Genomic DNA, 15,181 nt, shown 5'->3' with positions numbered 1-15,181 from the left:
GCATGCATTCTAAGAAGTATGTTCGCCACTCGGTGGGCATGGCGCTGATAGCAATCCCTCTGTTTGGTCATGCAGACAATGCGCGGGATTGGCAGAACCTGCCCACCGATCTGAATATGGCGTTCGGTTACTACAACCGTATCGACACCAACACGCCGATTGATACGTCACTGCCCATCAAGGGGCTGTCACTGGACGCCAATCTTTACATCGCGAGATATGCCCGCTCTTTTGCAGTGGATGGACGCAACAGCGCCATTCAGATTCTGCAGCCCTATGCTGACATTTCAGCTTCATTCGATAACGCGCGATTTTTCGATGGCACCAAGCACAACGGAGGCATGGCCGATACCCAGGTCGTGCTCGTGCACAACCTGTTTGGTGGCCCTGCGCTGACCAAGGAAGAGTTTGCCAACTGGACGCCTGAAACGTTCCTGAGCGGAGCACTGTGGATCACGGCTCCAACCGGGGACTACGACAAGGATCGCATCATCAACATAGGGTCGAATCGGTGGGCCTTTAAGCCTGAGCTGGCCTTCGGTACACCTCTGGGCCCGACCTGGCTCGAATTCAATACGTACGTCTCGCTGTACGGAGACAATGATGAATATCAGGGCGACAGCAAGCTCGAGCAGAAGCCTTTGTATGCCGTCGAAGGGCATTACAGCTACACGATCAATCGCGCGCTTTGGGCATCGCTTGACGCTACCTACAACCGAGGCGGCGAAACCAAAATCGATGGCAACTGGCAGGACAATAAACAAGAAAACGCCTTATTGGGTGCCAGCGTAGGATTCATGCTTTCTCCTCAGTTTGGAGGCCTGATTGCCTATTCGGACACCGTATCGGAGCGTAAAGGCTCTCCCGACGTAAACACCTGGACGTTGCGTCTTCAATACGCATGGTAAGGCGAGTAACACCTGAACCTACGTTACGGCCTCTAACTTGGAAGTTTAAAAATGCAGAACATCTCAGTCCGTGTAGCTTCTATCTTTCTGCTCGTGGGGATTTCCTGGTCAGTGAACGCTGAAGATGCAGCCGAAGCAGCAGCGGTCAAACCGGTGACGGTTGATAACTTCGTACGAGCAGAATCGGATCTCTATATCGATTCTCTGACCAAGCAGGGAGGGCTTGGCAAAATGCTGCACCGCAGGGAATTGGCATCGATAGACCACCAAACGGTTGTCCGATTGAACAGGGACACGATGTACTCCTCCGGTGTATTCGATCTTGATGCGGGGCCGGTAACAATCACCTTACCGGATCCAGGCAAGCGGTTCATGGCGATGCAAGTGATCAACGAAGACCACTTCGTGCCGAATGTGTTTTACGGAGCGGGCAAGCATGTGCTAACCCGCGATTCCGTTGGTACTCGCTATGTAGTGACGGCGATCCGCACCTTGGTTGATCCCAATAATGTCGAAGACGTAAAAAAGGTGCACGCGCTTCAGGACGGGATCAAGGTGGAACAGGCCAGCGCAGGCACCCTCAGCCTTCCAAAATGGGATGCTGCCAGCCAGAGGAAAGTTCGCGATGCGCTTTTAGTGCTGTCCTCAACAATTCCCGATTTCAAAAAAGCATTTGGGACGCCCGAAGAAGTTGATCCTGTTCGCCATCTTTTAGGCTCGGCCTCTGCATGGGGTGGAAATCCTGATAAAGACGCGACGTATCTCAACGTGACTCCCGAGAAGAACGACGGTAAAACCGTATACCGTCTAACCGTCAAGGATGTCCCCGCGGATGGTTTCTGGTCGGTCAGTGTTTATAACGCTCAGGGTTATTATGAGAAGAATAAGCAAAACGCCTACACTCTGAATAACCTCACTGCGAAGCAATCACCCGACGGCGCTATAGTGGTTCAGTTCGGCGGCTGTGAGGCGAGCACAGAAAACTGCCTGCCGATAGTTGAAGGCTGGAACTATACCGTTAGGCTCTACCGTCCTCGCGCAGAGATCCTGTCTGGTGCTTGGGCTTTTCCGTCACCACTGCCCATGTAAGATAGCGAGGATGAGGCTCTTGGGTGTGGGCATTGTGGTCAATCCACATGCCCCATTGGCCCCTAACAATTTCCTTTCCAGCACGTCAGCCAATCAGTATTCATTCGTCATTTCCTTATCCTCTCCTTCAAATCAGCTGAGCCTATCCGGTCCGGAATCACCTAAGGTATCAAGCGCATCTCGCGCAGTTTGTCGAACACATCGAAAAACGCCTGATCGCTCGCCTGATAGGCAGTGAAACCCATTGCACGGCTTTTCGACATATCAGTAACCACTTCAATGGGGCGGCCGAGATCGGCATCGGTATGCCATGGCGAGATCAGGCGACCGATGTCAGCTTCTTTCAAACCGTGTTCGGCAACTATTTGCGTCCATACGGTTTGGTCGTTGGCCATCTGCTTCTCCAGCGGCGAGAGGGAAGCGGGATAATCGGCAGCAGGCAAGTCGAAGTAGTCGGCAATTCGGCTCCACATCCACTTCCAGCGAAACACATCGCCATTCGTGACATTAAATGCCTGGTTGGCTGCCGCCGACGTGGTGGCCGCCCAAAATTGTTGTTTCGCCAACTGCCGGGCGTCCGTCATGTCGGTGAGGCTGTCCCACTGCACCCTCGATCCGGGAAACACAAAAGGACGGTTGGTTTTTTTGCAGATCGAGGCATAGACGGCGAGGGTGGTCGCCATGTTCATCGCGTTGCCAACGGCAACTCCGGTGACGGTATGCGGGCGATGAACGCTCCAGGTAAAACCGTCCTTTTCGGCGGCGGCGAACAATTCGTCTTCTTGGGTGTAGTAGAAATTCTCGACATCCAGACGACCCTGCTCTTCGCGAAACGGCGTTTGCGGAAGGCTGCCTTTTCCATACGCTTCGAACGGGCCGAGGTAGTGTTTCAGGCCGGTCACCAGCGCTACGTGCTCAACGCTCTTGGCTGGGCGAACGGCGCTGAGCACGTTGCGTACCATGGCGGCATTGACGCGAATGTTCTCGGCTTCCGTGGCTTGCCGTGACCATGTGGTGATGAACACATGGGTGGGTTTCAACCCCGCGAGCGCTCGTTCCAGCGAAGCCGGATCCTGGAGATCAGCTGCGACCGGGATCACGCCTGGCGTTTGCGACGGGTGCCGCGACAGCGCGGCGACCTGCCACTGGTTGTCGATGAGTAACTGCGTGATGGCGCTGCCGACGATGCCGCTGGCGCCCACGACCAAAGCTGTCTGAGTCATAGGTTTCTCCTGTATTCAGGTTTGGGAGTTCGCCTGAACGGCAGAGGTTCAACCTGAAAATCCGTTAGAGTGGTCACCCATCCCCGTTGAAGCCCGTGAAAATGAATCGTCCGCTGTTTGTCGCGCTGGATGGCCCCAAAGGCGTCGGCAAGACCTCGCTGCTTGAGGCCATCACCGAAGTCCTGAGGGCCGACAACCAGAAAGTCATCCGGCTTTGCGAGAAGAAAAGCGACCCGTTCCGGGGCGAGACCATGCAGTTGGTGAACCGGCTTGCCCGCCAGCCTGACCGGGCTCTGGAACTGCAAGTTTGCCAGCGTCTGGCGGATAGCCGCCGCTGGATTTCCCGGCACGTGCTGACGAAACAACCCATCGACAGCATTATCCTGATCGATCGCTGGTACCCGTCCGAGGCCGCGTTTCGCCGCACAGTCCCGTTCGCCGAAATCCTGCAGTTGAACCTTGATCGTGACGTCCAAGTGCCAGACCTGCATGTCGGGGTGGTCACAGCGGCAGAAATTTCCTGGGCGAGGGCGGCTGCACGACGGCGCGGCTTGAGCAGTACTGTGCTTCGCGGTCTGGAGGAGCATGTCGCTTGTACTCAGGCGTTTGAGCGAGCGGTTGCTGAACAGGGTTGGTTTTTATGCCGGAATGAGGGAGCGATCGAGGAAGCGACGAGGCGAGTGGTTGGGGAGATTAATCGGGTGATCAGCGGTCTCGCTGTTCTCAGTTTCAGTCCGCTCGGCTGAGCGGGGCGGACATGTAGGTCGCTTTCAGCTCGTAATAGCCTCCAGAACCGTAGTTACACCAGTTGTTCAATAGAAAACGAGGTAGCATGAATCGTGACATCTCCAAAATCACCTTCAAGCAATAAAACATTTTCAACGACGTTTATCCCTTCAAGCTCTCCGAGTTCGCTGCAGCTTTGAACGTAAAGAGCGCCAAGTTTGATAGCTAGCTCCGTGCCGTCCGCGTTCCATGCCATCAGTTTGTTTTTGGTCCCGTCATCCAGTCTCACAACCATCTCGAAAAAGCGATGAGCTTGGTCGACTGTGATCGATAAGACAGTGCTTTCTTCAAGTGCCCGAATATTCATTATGAAGCTTCATTCGATTAAATCCGCATCCTACTACAGGCCGGTTTCAGCGAATGCATGCGCCGCAAGGGAATGTCTGCTTCTGGCCGACTGCTGCCTGTCACGAAGGTCTGCAATCGGCCATACGCGGACATGCGCAACTCCTGCTTACGGCCAAAGGCGGCCATTCAACCCCATCGATTGGACAAGTTGAGTCGTTGGCCAAAGCGTTCTTCAAATCTACGTTTGTGCAGTAGGGAAAGAGGTAACGCACCATTTGCTCCTAATCTACGCAAGTTATACCCTGCAAAAAAAATCACTGTGGTTGCTAAATAACCAGTTTGGTCAGGGGTAAACGGCATGGATGGAAGCAGAGTGCATTACGACGCAGTGCGGCGAGCGTTGGAAAACGGAAATGCAGCTATCATGGTCGGAGCAGGATTCAGCAGGAATGCTGAGAATGGTGATCATCTGGCAACATGGTACGAAGTAGCCCAAGAACTATGGCGGGAGCTTAATCCCGATAAAGGTGAGCTAAAGGAATTCTCCACCAGTATGGTCACCCAGCTGGGTGAACAATATGCGAGAGTGTTCTCTAAGCCAGCATTAGAGGATTTGCTAAAGCGTCTCATCCCAGATGACAAAGTAAGTCCCGGAGTTTTGCACAAAAAACTCCTAGCACTTCAATGGTGCGAAGTATTTACAACTAATTATGACACCTTGCTTGAGCGTGCGTCCGAAAATATTGTCGATCATGCCCATTATGTAGTCACGTGCAGGGAAGATATCCCTCAGTCAAAAATGTTGAACCGCAGAAGAATTGTAAAGCTTCATGGTTCATTTCCATCTCAGCGTCCTTTTATCTTCACTGAAGAGGATTATCGACGTTACCCGGATCAGTCTGCTCCGTTCGTTAATTTAGTGCGACAATCTATACTAGAAAATATTTTTTGTTTGATAGGTTTCTCGGGCGATGATCCAAATTTTTTACATTGGATTGGGTGGGTCAGAGATGTGCTCGATCAACACGCTCTGCCTATTTATTTATTTTTAGGAAGCGCTCCGACTCTTGGGCAGCAACGATTGCTAGAAGCGCGCCGCGTTACACCTGTGGTGCTGCCTATGGTGGAAGGAATAGAAGAGTCTGATTACGCTGCTAGATATAGCGAGTTATTCAGAATACTGAAGGAGCCATTATGTGCGGATAAAAATTCTTGGGGGATATTTTCCAACTATATAGCTCTACCTAACACCCCAACGGTCTCTAATGATGAAAAGCTAGACTATGTATTGAGGAACTATCTAGATCTTCAGCAGGCAAGAGCGAGTTATCCCGGATGGTTTGTTGCTCCGAGAGACGTTCGGCAAAGATTCTCATCAAGTGTCAGGCGAATTTCCGCATATTTATACTCTGCAGAACTCCAAGATCACATACTCCAAATCATGCCGCATGTAGGCGTGGCCATAATGGCGGATTATGCATGGCACAATGAAATTTTACTTCAATGTTTTGATGATGGATTGGCTGAATTTTCTATCAAGCTTTTATCAGAAACAGAGGATTTGAAATTTAAAGATGCAATAACGGAGCACGAATATCTAAGTGAGTTTTCCATACAGTCGCAATCCTCTTTTAATGAGAAGTGGAAAGAGGTGGCAATTAGTTTAGTTCGCTGGGCTAGGCAGGAGTTAAGGCCGGGCGAGTACGAAAGTCTGCATGCAAAAATTGTAAACAAATTCGCCAACGATTTGCACATAAAGGATGAGCTTATTTACGAAAATGTACTTTTGGCCCTTTATAAAGGCGATCGTGACGTAGCAAAAACAATGCTGATGAACTGGGAAATTCGGTCCCCCGATGGATATATGTACGTTCGAAAAGGGATGTTGCTTGGTGAAGTTGGCGATGTTTCGCTTGGGCTAGCAATCAGTTTGGTTGGGCTGAAGAAGATAAGAAAGAATCAACGATCCAAAACCAGCTCGGTATATTATCTCTCCCAAGAGGCCTGGGCTTGTTTAACAATAAGCTATTTACAGAAATCCCTAGCGTGGTCAGTAAGCTTCCATGAAGAAGAAGGGGATTTGGAGTATGAGTTTCACCCTGATGAACTAAACCAGCGATTAGCGGATTTGGCGGCTATTGACCATGATGTTATGCAGGAGCATCAGTTGCTAATGGCTGATCTCAACGCGGAGACGCCCCCTCCGTCACAGCCTGCAAGCCGTATTCCTTTGTTCGAATTGGGAAATTACTCAACGACGCGACATATCGGAAATTCCAGCACATTCGATAAAAAGACTGATGCAGCATTCGCGTGGCTTTCATTAAGTGATCGTGTCTCCCTTGTTCCGCGCGTAGGTAATACGACCTTCGACATAAGTACTTTCAGTCAAGCTGCTTGGTGGGTACAGTATGTTGATTCAATGGAGCGAGTGCTAAGTGTGATGATCCGCACTTTGAACAAAAAAATGCTCGAACCAAGAACTAATAATCAACTGATGCATTCAGCAGGCTGGTTGTCTCGCTATCAAGTTGCTCGGGTTAAAGAGAATCTTGCGAGCTCGATTTGTATCCGATCCTTGAGTGTGGTTGAACGTTTTTTTGAAAGTTCTCATGACGATGATGAGCTTGCTAGGATTGCCGAGTTTCACCTTGAATTGGTGGGGCGACTTGTTGTTCGGTTAACTGACTCAGAAGTGGTTTATTCGTTTGGTGAAAGGATTGTGGCATTGCATCATGGAAAGGTTATCGGTCGTCATAGTGAGATATGGAAAACTTTGGCAACTTGCCTGGCTAGATGTTTTGAAAACTTAAACTCAATTGATAGAGGTAGACTAGCAAGATCAATAGCAACAATCCCTTCCTTGACACATGATGCATCAATTAGAAGCTTTTATCAGAATAGCTGGGTGATGTTTCATAAGATCGAAAAGCGGCCCGATGATCTTGCCGTTGATTTTGTCTCAGCCGAAATTAGAAAAGATATTGATGAACTGATTTTTATTTTGAAAGATTCTGAAGAAAACAACACTGGTCCGCGTTCAAATTTAGCTGGGATATGGCAGCGTCTGTTTTGGATGAGGGAGTGGGGTTTTATAAATGAGCTGCAGGCGCAAGAAATATATGCGCTTTTAGTTAGCAAGGAAAGTTGGTCTATCATACCGGGCCACCATTATTGGGCGCCTTTGCTTTGGATGACTGACTCTATAAGAGCGCAGAATAGCACCTTTAAAAAATGGTTGTTTAATCAAAAGATCAAGCCTTTTCGAGTACTTTCAGATAATGAGAGAAGCCACGCTGACAAACGCATTTCATGGCGACTAGGCGTAAATGATGATTTTTTCGTGAATATGGCAGCTTCACTGGAAAGGTCAAAGTGGTCTAGAAAAGATTTTATAAAGAGCATTCTTATCGTTAAGGAATGGTGGGATGATGAGTGGAACTTGATTCGACAGAATATAGAGCGAATTAATGAGCTCGTAGAAATGACGCTTGAGAGACTTAATGATTTAGATATAATTGTGGCCCGGTTAATTGATGAGCATGGACATGAGGCTTTTTGCAACTCCGAAGTTTTTTCATGGGTGTCCAATGTACGCAAGGAGTCTTCGTTAGTTGGTGCCGAGTTTTTGCGCACTAGAGTCGCCGAGGTTTTTAGCCAGACAAATGACGAGTTGCTCGAAGTGGAGAAGAAGTTAATATCGGGTCTGCTCTGCTCTGATGTTTCCCGTGCCAATAAGTCTCTATCAGTACTTTGGTATTGGCTAAAGCATCCTAAATCCTCAAATTTTTCCCCTCCCGCTGCACTAGTAGAAACTATCACTGCAATCATTTCAACACGGCGAATGCCTGTTCTTTTCAGCGTTTTGAACCTAATGGCGGACCTAGTGTTGCGTCACCCGCGCTGGCTAAACATTAGCTCATACATAATGCTTGCAAGTGGTTTAAATATGTTGCTTGAGGAGTTGAGATATGACAATCGACCAAATGGTACGGGGATACCTGATGAGGTCGTTCCTGAGCTCAGACTTGGATGCTTAAGATTAGCAAAGGCTCTACAGCACATCGATAGCAACGAAATAAAAACCGTAGCTAGAATGTGGATCGGCCAGGCTATTTCTGACCCTCTTCCTGAACTGAGATATTTTAATTAATAAGTTTAGAGTTGCAGGTCGAAAATAGTTCGCATAAAGGTCGGCGTCTAGCCAGTAGCGGTCGCTCGTAAGCGTCCGCTACTGGCCGATTCTGTTGAAAAAGTCGGTTCGCCCAAATGGCCTGAATATTGGCCGGTGAAAACGCCTTTTTTTACACGCTGCTACGTGAAATCTGAGCCTGGGAAGCCTCTGCCCAAAGTGAAGATTTCAATCTCAGGCGCTTACTTTTCTGCCGTGGCAACCATGGCCGACTTTTTCAAAAGAATCGGCCGAAAACGGTCTTTCGTGATTGACTGCAATCGGCCATTTCCGAAGGGCAACTAAGGGGCAATTTCTGCCCGTCACGAAAGGCAGAGATTGACCCATTAACGGGCATCAGATGCCGTTCGCAACCGCAGAATTCGACCTAAAAACATTCATTCAAATCTGCTTAACGCTCGCTGGGCGACTAGCCGACAGTCGCCAGCGAGCGAGCATCATTTAACTTTCTTGATGACCGGCGGCTTCCAGCTGCCATCGAGGATGGCCTGCTCGCCCCAATACGCACGGATGTACAAAGAGATGTTCTCTTTCGGCGAAGGCAACCAGTTGGTTTCCTTGTCTTTGCCTGGCGAAGTCGGACTGATGTACAGCGTTAGCGAACCATCGGCATTACGCTTCAGATCCTTGTTTTTGGTGCCCAGAGAGTAACGTTTGAGCGGGTTGTCGCTGAACAGGTGATGTTGGTTATAGAGCGTCAGTGACCAGAAGCCCTGCACCGGTGGCTCTTGCCCTTTGGCGAAGGTGACTTCGTAACTATGGCTACCAACGAGCTGCGCACCGGCGCCATCAAGATCACTGTAAAAATACTGAGTTTCGGTGGGCCGGTTGTCGAACATGTTCGACTTGGCCGTGCCGGTACGATTGTAATAATCCACGCCCCATTGGGCATTGTTGGCTGAGCGGTTCCAGCCATTGCCTGCGGGACGACCATTGTGCTTCCACTGGAAGAACGGCTTGATCACCTCCTGCTCGGTTTGCGTGGCCACCTCCACGATTGCCTGCTTGATCGCAGGATCCTTGGCGGCGGCATCCATCAACTGCCGGAACTGTGCGTAGAGCGCTTCTTCGCCCGGTAGCGGCGGAACCATCTTCAGTATTTGCGGGAACTCATCAAAGAACTTTTCGGGAACCACCCATTTGGTTTCGCCGGCACTGGCAGAGGCAGCATTCGGGTTAGGGATGGTGGGTGATTTTTTCCAGTCAACGGTTTTCATTTTTCCGTCGAAATCACTGAGCGGATAAAAGACAACCTGGTTGAGTTTCTCCTGAATGGCCTCGCGGTCTTCCGGCGTGCTGTCCATAAACACGCGTGGTATGACGTTGGCCAACGCCGTGGGACTGCGAACAATGCCTTCGACGCCTTCAGGTTTCTCACCCTTCCAATTGGGCCCGACCAAGAGATAGAAACCTGGTTTGGTGTTGTACGGCTTACCGACTTCGCCGAACTGATCGGTACGCTGGTCATACAGGGCATAGACCCAGAAGCGTTCACCGAAATCGGGCACTTGGGCGATAACAGGTTGCTCGTCCAAAGAGAAAAAGCCTAGGCCATAAGCCACATCCTGATTCGGGCATGTGACGAAAGTCTCCGACGGTACAATGTAATCATGCAACATCGAGACGTAACCGAAGGGTGCTACCGGCAGAATGCCTCCCAGTAGACCGGGTTTAGGCGCCTTGGTGATGGTCTGGCTACGGTTGAGCATGTTCACCATAGGCCATCCCCAGACGTAGGCCGTACGCGCGATGGTCTTGGCATACTCGGGGTGCATGTTCACATCGCTGGTGGGCTGCGTAAGGCTCGCAGGACTGGCCTGAGTTTGATCCTCGGCGTGAATCGTGGGAGCACAGAACGCCAGAACTGCCATGGCTGATGTAAGTGCTTTTGAAGCATGGGTCATCGTCGACTTCCTTGCATAGTTTGAAATTGCCGCGACACCTAGTCGAATACATCAGCAGACGCGAAATTTTTGTTTGGCGAATAGCCGGCATTCGCCCGCCTTCTCAAGCAACGCGTAGGAGTCTAGATGGCAGGTTTCATACCGCAAGAAAGAGGTTTGATGAGTGTTTACTTTGGACGCTAGTTTGGTGTGAAAGCGGTCGGTTATGAGCTGCAGCTATAGGCCGTTTTCCGCCAAGGCTGACAGCTCCATGCAACTTGGGTAATGGATAAAGGATTGGTCTTGAAGTGAAGCTGCGCCGCTGTCATCCAGACCAAGGGGCAGCTTCTCAAGGGGCTACTTAAATTTTTCTAGATCTCCGGGTTTCCAACTGCCATCGATGGCCGGTTTGGCTGGCGCATAGAGTCGCAGGATGCTGAAGAAGCCCCGGCCCGGCGCAGTGGCCAGCCAATTTTTCTCATGCCCCGGCGGCGCTTTAGGGCCAATGTACAAATCGGTACTGCCATCCGGGTTCTGTACTGGCTTGTCCAGTTTACCTAGGGATGGGAAGGGTTGGCCGTTGGCCAGGCCCGAAGCATTCTCCGCTTCATAAAGCGTTACTGACCAGAAAAGCTCGGCGGGAATGTTCGCTGGCAAGTTCACCTTGTAACTCTGATCGCCGGAGAGCTGATGGCCGTCTGCATCCTCGAAGGCGATCATATAGAACGCGCCCTTGCCGGGGGTCATTGAGACCATGCCAGGGCTGATGGAGTAGTAGTCAGTGAAAAACCATGTGCGTACATCCAGATGCCGGTAATCCCCCTGTTTGGCCTGGAAGGTCAGATCGAGCGGTGAGTCAGGCCAGCGGGATGTGAGGTTATTAACCGGGTTCAACCATTTTCGATCCTTGTAGACATGGAAGTCAGCCTTACCAACGCCAGGCTGGAAACCGATGGCCCGGCTGGTCTTGTAACCCGTTTTGGCGGCTGCATCGAGCAATTCTCGGCTTCGTGCTTCAGGGGCAAACGGCTGGTTGGCGGCAATCCCGATACCAGCAAGCATACCCAGCCAGTCCGGGCTGGCCAGATTCAAGCCCTCATCGTCTACGATCTGCTTGAGTTGTTCGAAAGCACTAAAGTCGCTGCGCGGGAGCATATTCAGGTCACGACCTGAACCATCCGGAAACTGCATGGGCTTGGCACTCTCTTTCTGGCCCAGTGGATAAATCCGTGATTGCTTTAATAGCGCGACAGCGGGGCTGGTATCGGCTGGGTCGGTGTAGAACGAGCGCAGGAAGATAAACACGTTATTGGTGCTGGAGCGGTATACGTAATAGCCTTTAGGCACTTCTTTGTTGTAGCCCGGTGGCAGGATCAGGAATTTGCCGCCGGCGCCTTTGTCCGGCCCTGGAAGTCCAACGTCGCCTGCATAGTCGAGTCCATCCACCGGCATCGGCCTTTGCCAGAAGTCCAACAGGATGCCCTGTAACTTGGCCGGGGCCTCAAACACCAAAGGGCCGGTCTTGGCTAGGTTCTCGAATACCATCCCGTAGATCAGGTCGGAGTTAGGGGTGGTGATCTTGGTCTTGGCATCCAGACGCTTGGCCCAGATCGGCATGACGTTATAACCAGTGCCAAAGGCCTGAGCCGCGCCATCGCGCATGCCCGCAGTGTTCAGTAGCGGCATGGCCCAGAGATAGGTCTGCATCGCCCGCTGGAAAGTCAGCTCGTCCAGCAGGGTTTTCGTAGTTGAGGCAGTGGGGCGGTTATTCTCCGTCGGTAGATTGACCAAATCCTGATAATGGTCGGTTTGGGCAAAAGACGTTGTCGAAACTGTGGCCAAGGCAATGACAGTGGCTAGCGCAGAAAGTGATCTCATTGCATACATCCGTGTTTTACTCCTCGAAAGAGACTGGCCGCGTGATTCGCTCAGCGAAATCGCGACAGGTGACGTCTGAGTAAAGTCCACAGCCAAGAGTGGCGCAACTCTATAGGTGGACTCACCAAGTCGAGCAGGCTGCCAGTCCACCTGAATAATCCAGCATGTGACACGGGATGCCGTTGATTCCCGTCCTTTGAGGCGTAATGGACTGAAGAAAGGGTAGATGATCCGGTGCTGGCTGCAGAGTGTTGGATGTCCGCTTTTGGCCGAAAGCAGCCGCTCGTAACGGCCGCCTATAGGTGATAAACAGCTCTTGGTGGCGAGCGTCTATAACTGCACAGAATCAAGTGGCGATTTCAGTGGAGCTTCACCAGACCAAACCTGCTCGAATCCCGCCCCACGTTCCTCTACGAATCGACCAATTCCAAAAAACACCACGAAGCCGCCAACCGCGCGCTCGCTATCGCCAGCAGGCTGGCTACCAAAGGATGTCGCAAGTCAGATATTCGGGGTGTACGAGAAGCCTTGCGAAGCTTCGGTATCGGAAAACGGTGTTACGCGCGCTTTCTTGTTGAACAGGCCATTGACGACCGAGCCCGGGAACATTTCGATGGAGTTGTTGAACAGTTCGACGTTGCGGTTGTAAATGGTGATGGCGGCACCGACGTTTTCTTGTTGCTCGGCAATTTCACGCATCATGTTATTCGCGGCTTCGGATGCTTTCAGGTCAGGGTAGGCCTCGAAAGCGATGCGCAAGCCACCCATCAGTTCCCGCGAGGCGGTCTCAACGGTCGCGAGGGCATTGCCGTTCGCGCCAGCAGGAAGGGCGTTTATCGCGTTGCGCAGGCCGGTGATTTTTTCCAGAAGGCTGGCCTCATAGACCATAAAGTCTGCCAGCACCGTTTGCAGTTGATCGAGCACCTTGGTCTTCTGGCGCTCGTAAACAAGGACGTCTGACCAGGCACGTTGAACGCGGTTGTACCCCCCGATAATACCGTTGTAGATGCTCAGGCCCACGCCGATTACGACGATAGCGATAACAGCGGCGAGGATGAGTGCAATGTCCATGGCTTACTTCTCTTGGCGGTTTGTATGGGGAAGGGCGCTGAAGTTGTCATCGTGCAGTTCACTGAGTTCATGACTCCACTGGAGCACTGACATCAGGCGCGGCAGTTCGATGCCCGCAGAAATCTCTGCGTGAAAATAGTTGGGTGAAGACAGCAAATGCTGAGCACCGTACGCGAACAGGTCGTTGTTCTCAAAGCTGAGGCACAGCTGTCCGCTGTCAGAGAACTCCAGGTTCGGGCGTTCGAGGATGTCGAACAGCTTCAGCAAGTGGAGCACCGTCGAGGGCTTGATGAATTTCGCACAGAGCATCTCGCTGCGACCGCTCAAATGGAACGCTTTATTGAAATCCGGGGAAGCCGTGTCCATGGGGTGCGAATAGTCGTTCTGTGTCTGGTAATCAGATCTGACCGATATCCCGGTGACCCATGGAAAATCGATGACCAGGCTGTACCGGTCGTAGTGGTCGTGCACCACTCGAGTCTCTGTTTTGGTATTGCCCTTTTCGTCGGTAACCGTTGTCTCTACCTCTCGTCGATTGACATAGTGCAGTTGGCGGTACGTGTAAGAAAGATTGCGCAACGTGCCGTTAAATACACCCTGTATCGACTTCAGCAGCGCCCGACTGTGGTCGCCCCGGCGGTAATCACCAAATTCCGCGTCCAGCTTCTTGAGGGTCGTGGCCGAGTCCTCTTTCAGGAAAGTCAGTCCGTTGTGGAAGTAGGATGACAGTCGAGCAATTCTTTTACTGAGCGCAGGCAACCGATCGGATTTGGACTTCATCCATGCCAGACTCCAAACGACCAATACGATGCCAAGCAAACCAGTGCCTGTGCCGAACGAGTCGGGATCAATTTCCAGCCGGTAGAAGAACAGCGCGACGCTATAGACGTGTCCAATCCAGTAAAGGCCCACAGCACTCGCAATCAATAACAGGCCAGTCCCGAAAAACCGCCATGCGAGTGTGCGATCGTATTCGAGCGGGCCTTTGTGTGAGGCGAACCCGTGGATTACTTCCAACAAGTCAGTGTTGGAGTCGGCTCTTTCAATACTGGCCTCGCTCACGGCCAGCAACTTATTCAACCTCGCGTTGTGCGATGTTTTAGGCCTGTAGACATCGATCAACGAAGGCAAGATAAAAGGCTCATAAAGGCATAAGGATAGGGCGCACAAGCAACGGCACGGATTGAGAATCGGGCTCTATTCATGATCTGTCAGAAACGGTAAAAGGAGTAGACGATATCATTCTGATGCGTTGAACGCCTCGGAGAGTTGGCGTTGAATCGATCGCCAGGCCGCCGCAACCCTCGAATACCCCCGAATCAGTCCCCTCTCCTGGGGGAGAGGGCTAGGGTGAGGGGCTGTCCGTCCGTGACACCAATGTCTCCAGCCTGGCCAACGGCGGTGCATCCTGACTGCGGTCAAACACCTGAATCCCGACCTTGAGGAGCCGTCCGTATTCTGCGGTCGCGATCACCTGCTCGCAGCGCAACAACAACCGCCCTTGATCACACTCAACCGCTTTCATGCCCGTCGGCAAGCGCCCCTCCATTCGCAACTCCGCCATGCGGCTCTGCGCCGCCACCAGCGCAATCGACCGATCCCGCAGCAGCCCGTTGCTCTGCGTCATCAACCCCGCCACACGCACGGCCGCGGACATCGCCACGGCGATGATCGCCAGCGCTACCAGCACTTCAATCAGGGTGAATCCGCTTTCTCGAGAAGGCGCAGGCATAAAAGCCCCAAAAGCAAAAAACAGCCCTCGACGCTAACCCGCGTGCTTGACGGCTTGACGACGAAAACTCCCGAGGATTTTCAACATCCCTGACATATCTTCTTGCAACACTGCGCGTCGAATCGAACCAA

At 51.7% G+C, this 15,181-nt stretch carries 11 protein-coding genes; 4 read left to right on the top strand and 7 right to left on the bottom strand.

The window, feature by feature from the left end; translation table 11 throughout:
• Window positions 1-2 precede the first annotated feature (2 nt).
• Both BLU24_RS17325 and BLU24_RS17320 read left to right on the top strand, forming a co-directional pair.
• Window positions 3-908 carry a transporter gene (locus tag BLU24_RS17325; RefSeq protein WP_093102089.1) on the top strand — a complete coding sequence of 302 codons (906 nt, stop codon included), beginning with the start codon at window positions 3-5 and terminating at the stop codon, window positions 906-908.
• Window positions 909-959: 51 nt separating this feature from the next.
• The gene (locus BLU24_RS17320) at window positions 960-1,997 is read left to right on the top strand and encodes a DUF1254 domain-containing protein (RefSeq protein ID WP_093102086.1); all 1,038 of its coding nucleotides are present in this window, start codon (window positions 960-962) and stop codon (window positions 1,995-1,997) included.
• 161 nt (window positions 1,998-2,158) lie between these two features.
• Here BLU24_RS17320 and BLU24_RS17315 read toward each other — a convergent pair whose 3' ends face one another.
• Window positions 2,159-3,220, bottom strand: coding sequence for an SDR family oxidoreductase (locus BLU24_RS17315; RefSeq protein WP_093102083.1), 1,062 nt, complete (start codon window positions 3,218-3,220; stop codon window positions 2,159-2,161).
• 101 nt (window positions 3,221-3,321) lie between these two features.
• On the opposite strand from BLU24_RS17315, the gene BLU24_RS17310 reads away from it, so the two are divergent.
• Window positions 3,322-3,966: a thymidylate kinase gene (locus BLU24_RS17310; RefSeq protein WP_093102080.1), complete on the top strand. Its 645-nt coding sequence runs from the start codon at window positions 3,322-3,324 to the stop codon at window positions 3,964-3,966.
• Between the two features lie 53 nt (window positions 3,967-4,019).
• Here the strand turns inward: BLU24_RS17310 and BLU24_RS17305 are convergent, their stop codons facing one another.
• Window positions 4,020-4,313, bottom strand: a complete 294-nt coding sequence (locus tag BLU24_RS17305; RefSeq protein WP_093102077.1) for a hypothetical protein — start codon at window positions 4,311-4,313, stop codon at window positions 4,020-4,022.
• Window positions 4,314-4,667: 354 nt separating this feature from the next.
• Here BLU24_RS17305 and BLU24_RS17300 point away from each other — a divergent pair, with 354 nt between their 5' ends.
• The gene (locus BLU24_RS17300; RefSeq protein WP_157720857.1) at window positions 4,668-8,447 is read left to right on the top strand and encodes an SIR2 family NAD-dependent protein deacylase; all 3,780 of its coding nucleotides are present in this window, start codon (window positions 4,668-4,670) and stop codon (window positions 8,445-8,447) included.
• Between the two features lie 476 nt (window positions 8,448-8,923).
• On the opposite strand, the gene BLU24_RS17295 is transcribed toward BLU24_RS17300, so the two are convergent.
• From BLU24_RS17295 to gspI, 5 genes are all read right to left on the bottom strand, one after another.
• Window positions 8,924-10,390 (bottom strand): DUF1254 domain-containing protein, encoded by a 1,467-nt coding sequence (locus BLU24_RS17295; protein WP_093102068.1) that lies wholly within the window; start codon window positions 10,388-10,390, stop codon window positions 8,924-8,926.
• Between the two features lie 336 nt (window positions 10,391-10,726).
• Entirely contained in the window at window positions 10,727-12,247 is a 1,521-nt protein-coding gene (locus BLU24_RS17290; RefSeq protein WP_093106790.1) for a DUF1254 domain-containing protein, read from the bottom strand.
• A gap of 501 nt (window positions 12,248-12,748) precedes the next feature.
• Window positions 12,749-13,318, bottom strand: coding sequence for a LemA family protein (locus BLU24_RS17285; protein WP_093102065.1), 570 nt, complete (start codon window positions 13,316-13,318; stop codon window positions 12,749-12,751).
• Window positions 13,319-13,321: 3 nt separating this feature from the next.
• Window positions 13,322-14,449, bottom strand: a complete 1,128-nt coding sequence (locus BLU24_RS17280; protein ID WP_231990166.1) for a hypothetical protein — start codon at window positions 14,447-14,449, stop codon at window positions 13,322-13,324.
• 214 nt (window positions 14,450-14,663) lie between these two features.
• Complete coding sequence (gene gspI, locus BLU24_RS17275) at window positions 14,664-15,050, bottom strand: type II secretion system minor pseudopilin GspI (protein ID WP_093102062.1); 387 nt, start codon at window positions 15,048-15,050, stop codon at window positions 14,664-14,666.
• Between the last annotated feature and the right edge of the window lie 131 nt (window positions 15,051-15,181).

Source organism: Pseudomonas sp. Z003-0.4C(8344-21) (assembly GCF_900104975.1).
In the GTDB taxonomy this organism is placed as follows: domain Bacteria; phylum Pseudomonadota; class Gammaproteobacteria; order Pseudomonadales; family Pseudomonadaceae; genus Aquipseudomonas; species Aquipseudomonas granadensis.
This window is presented reverse-complemented; position numbering and strand designations above follow the sequence as displayed.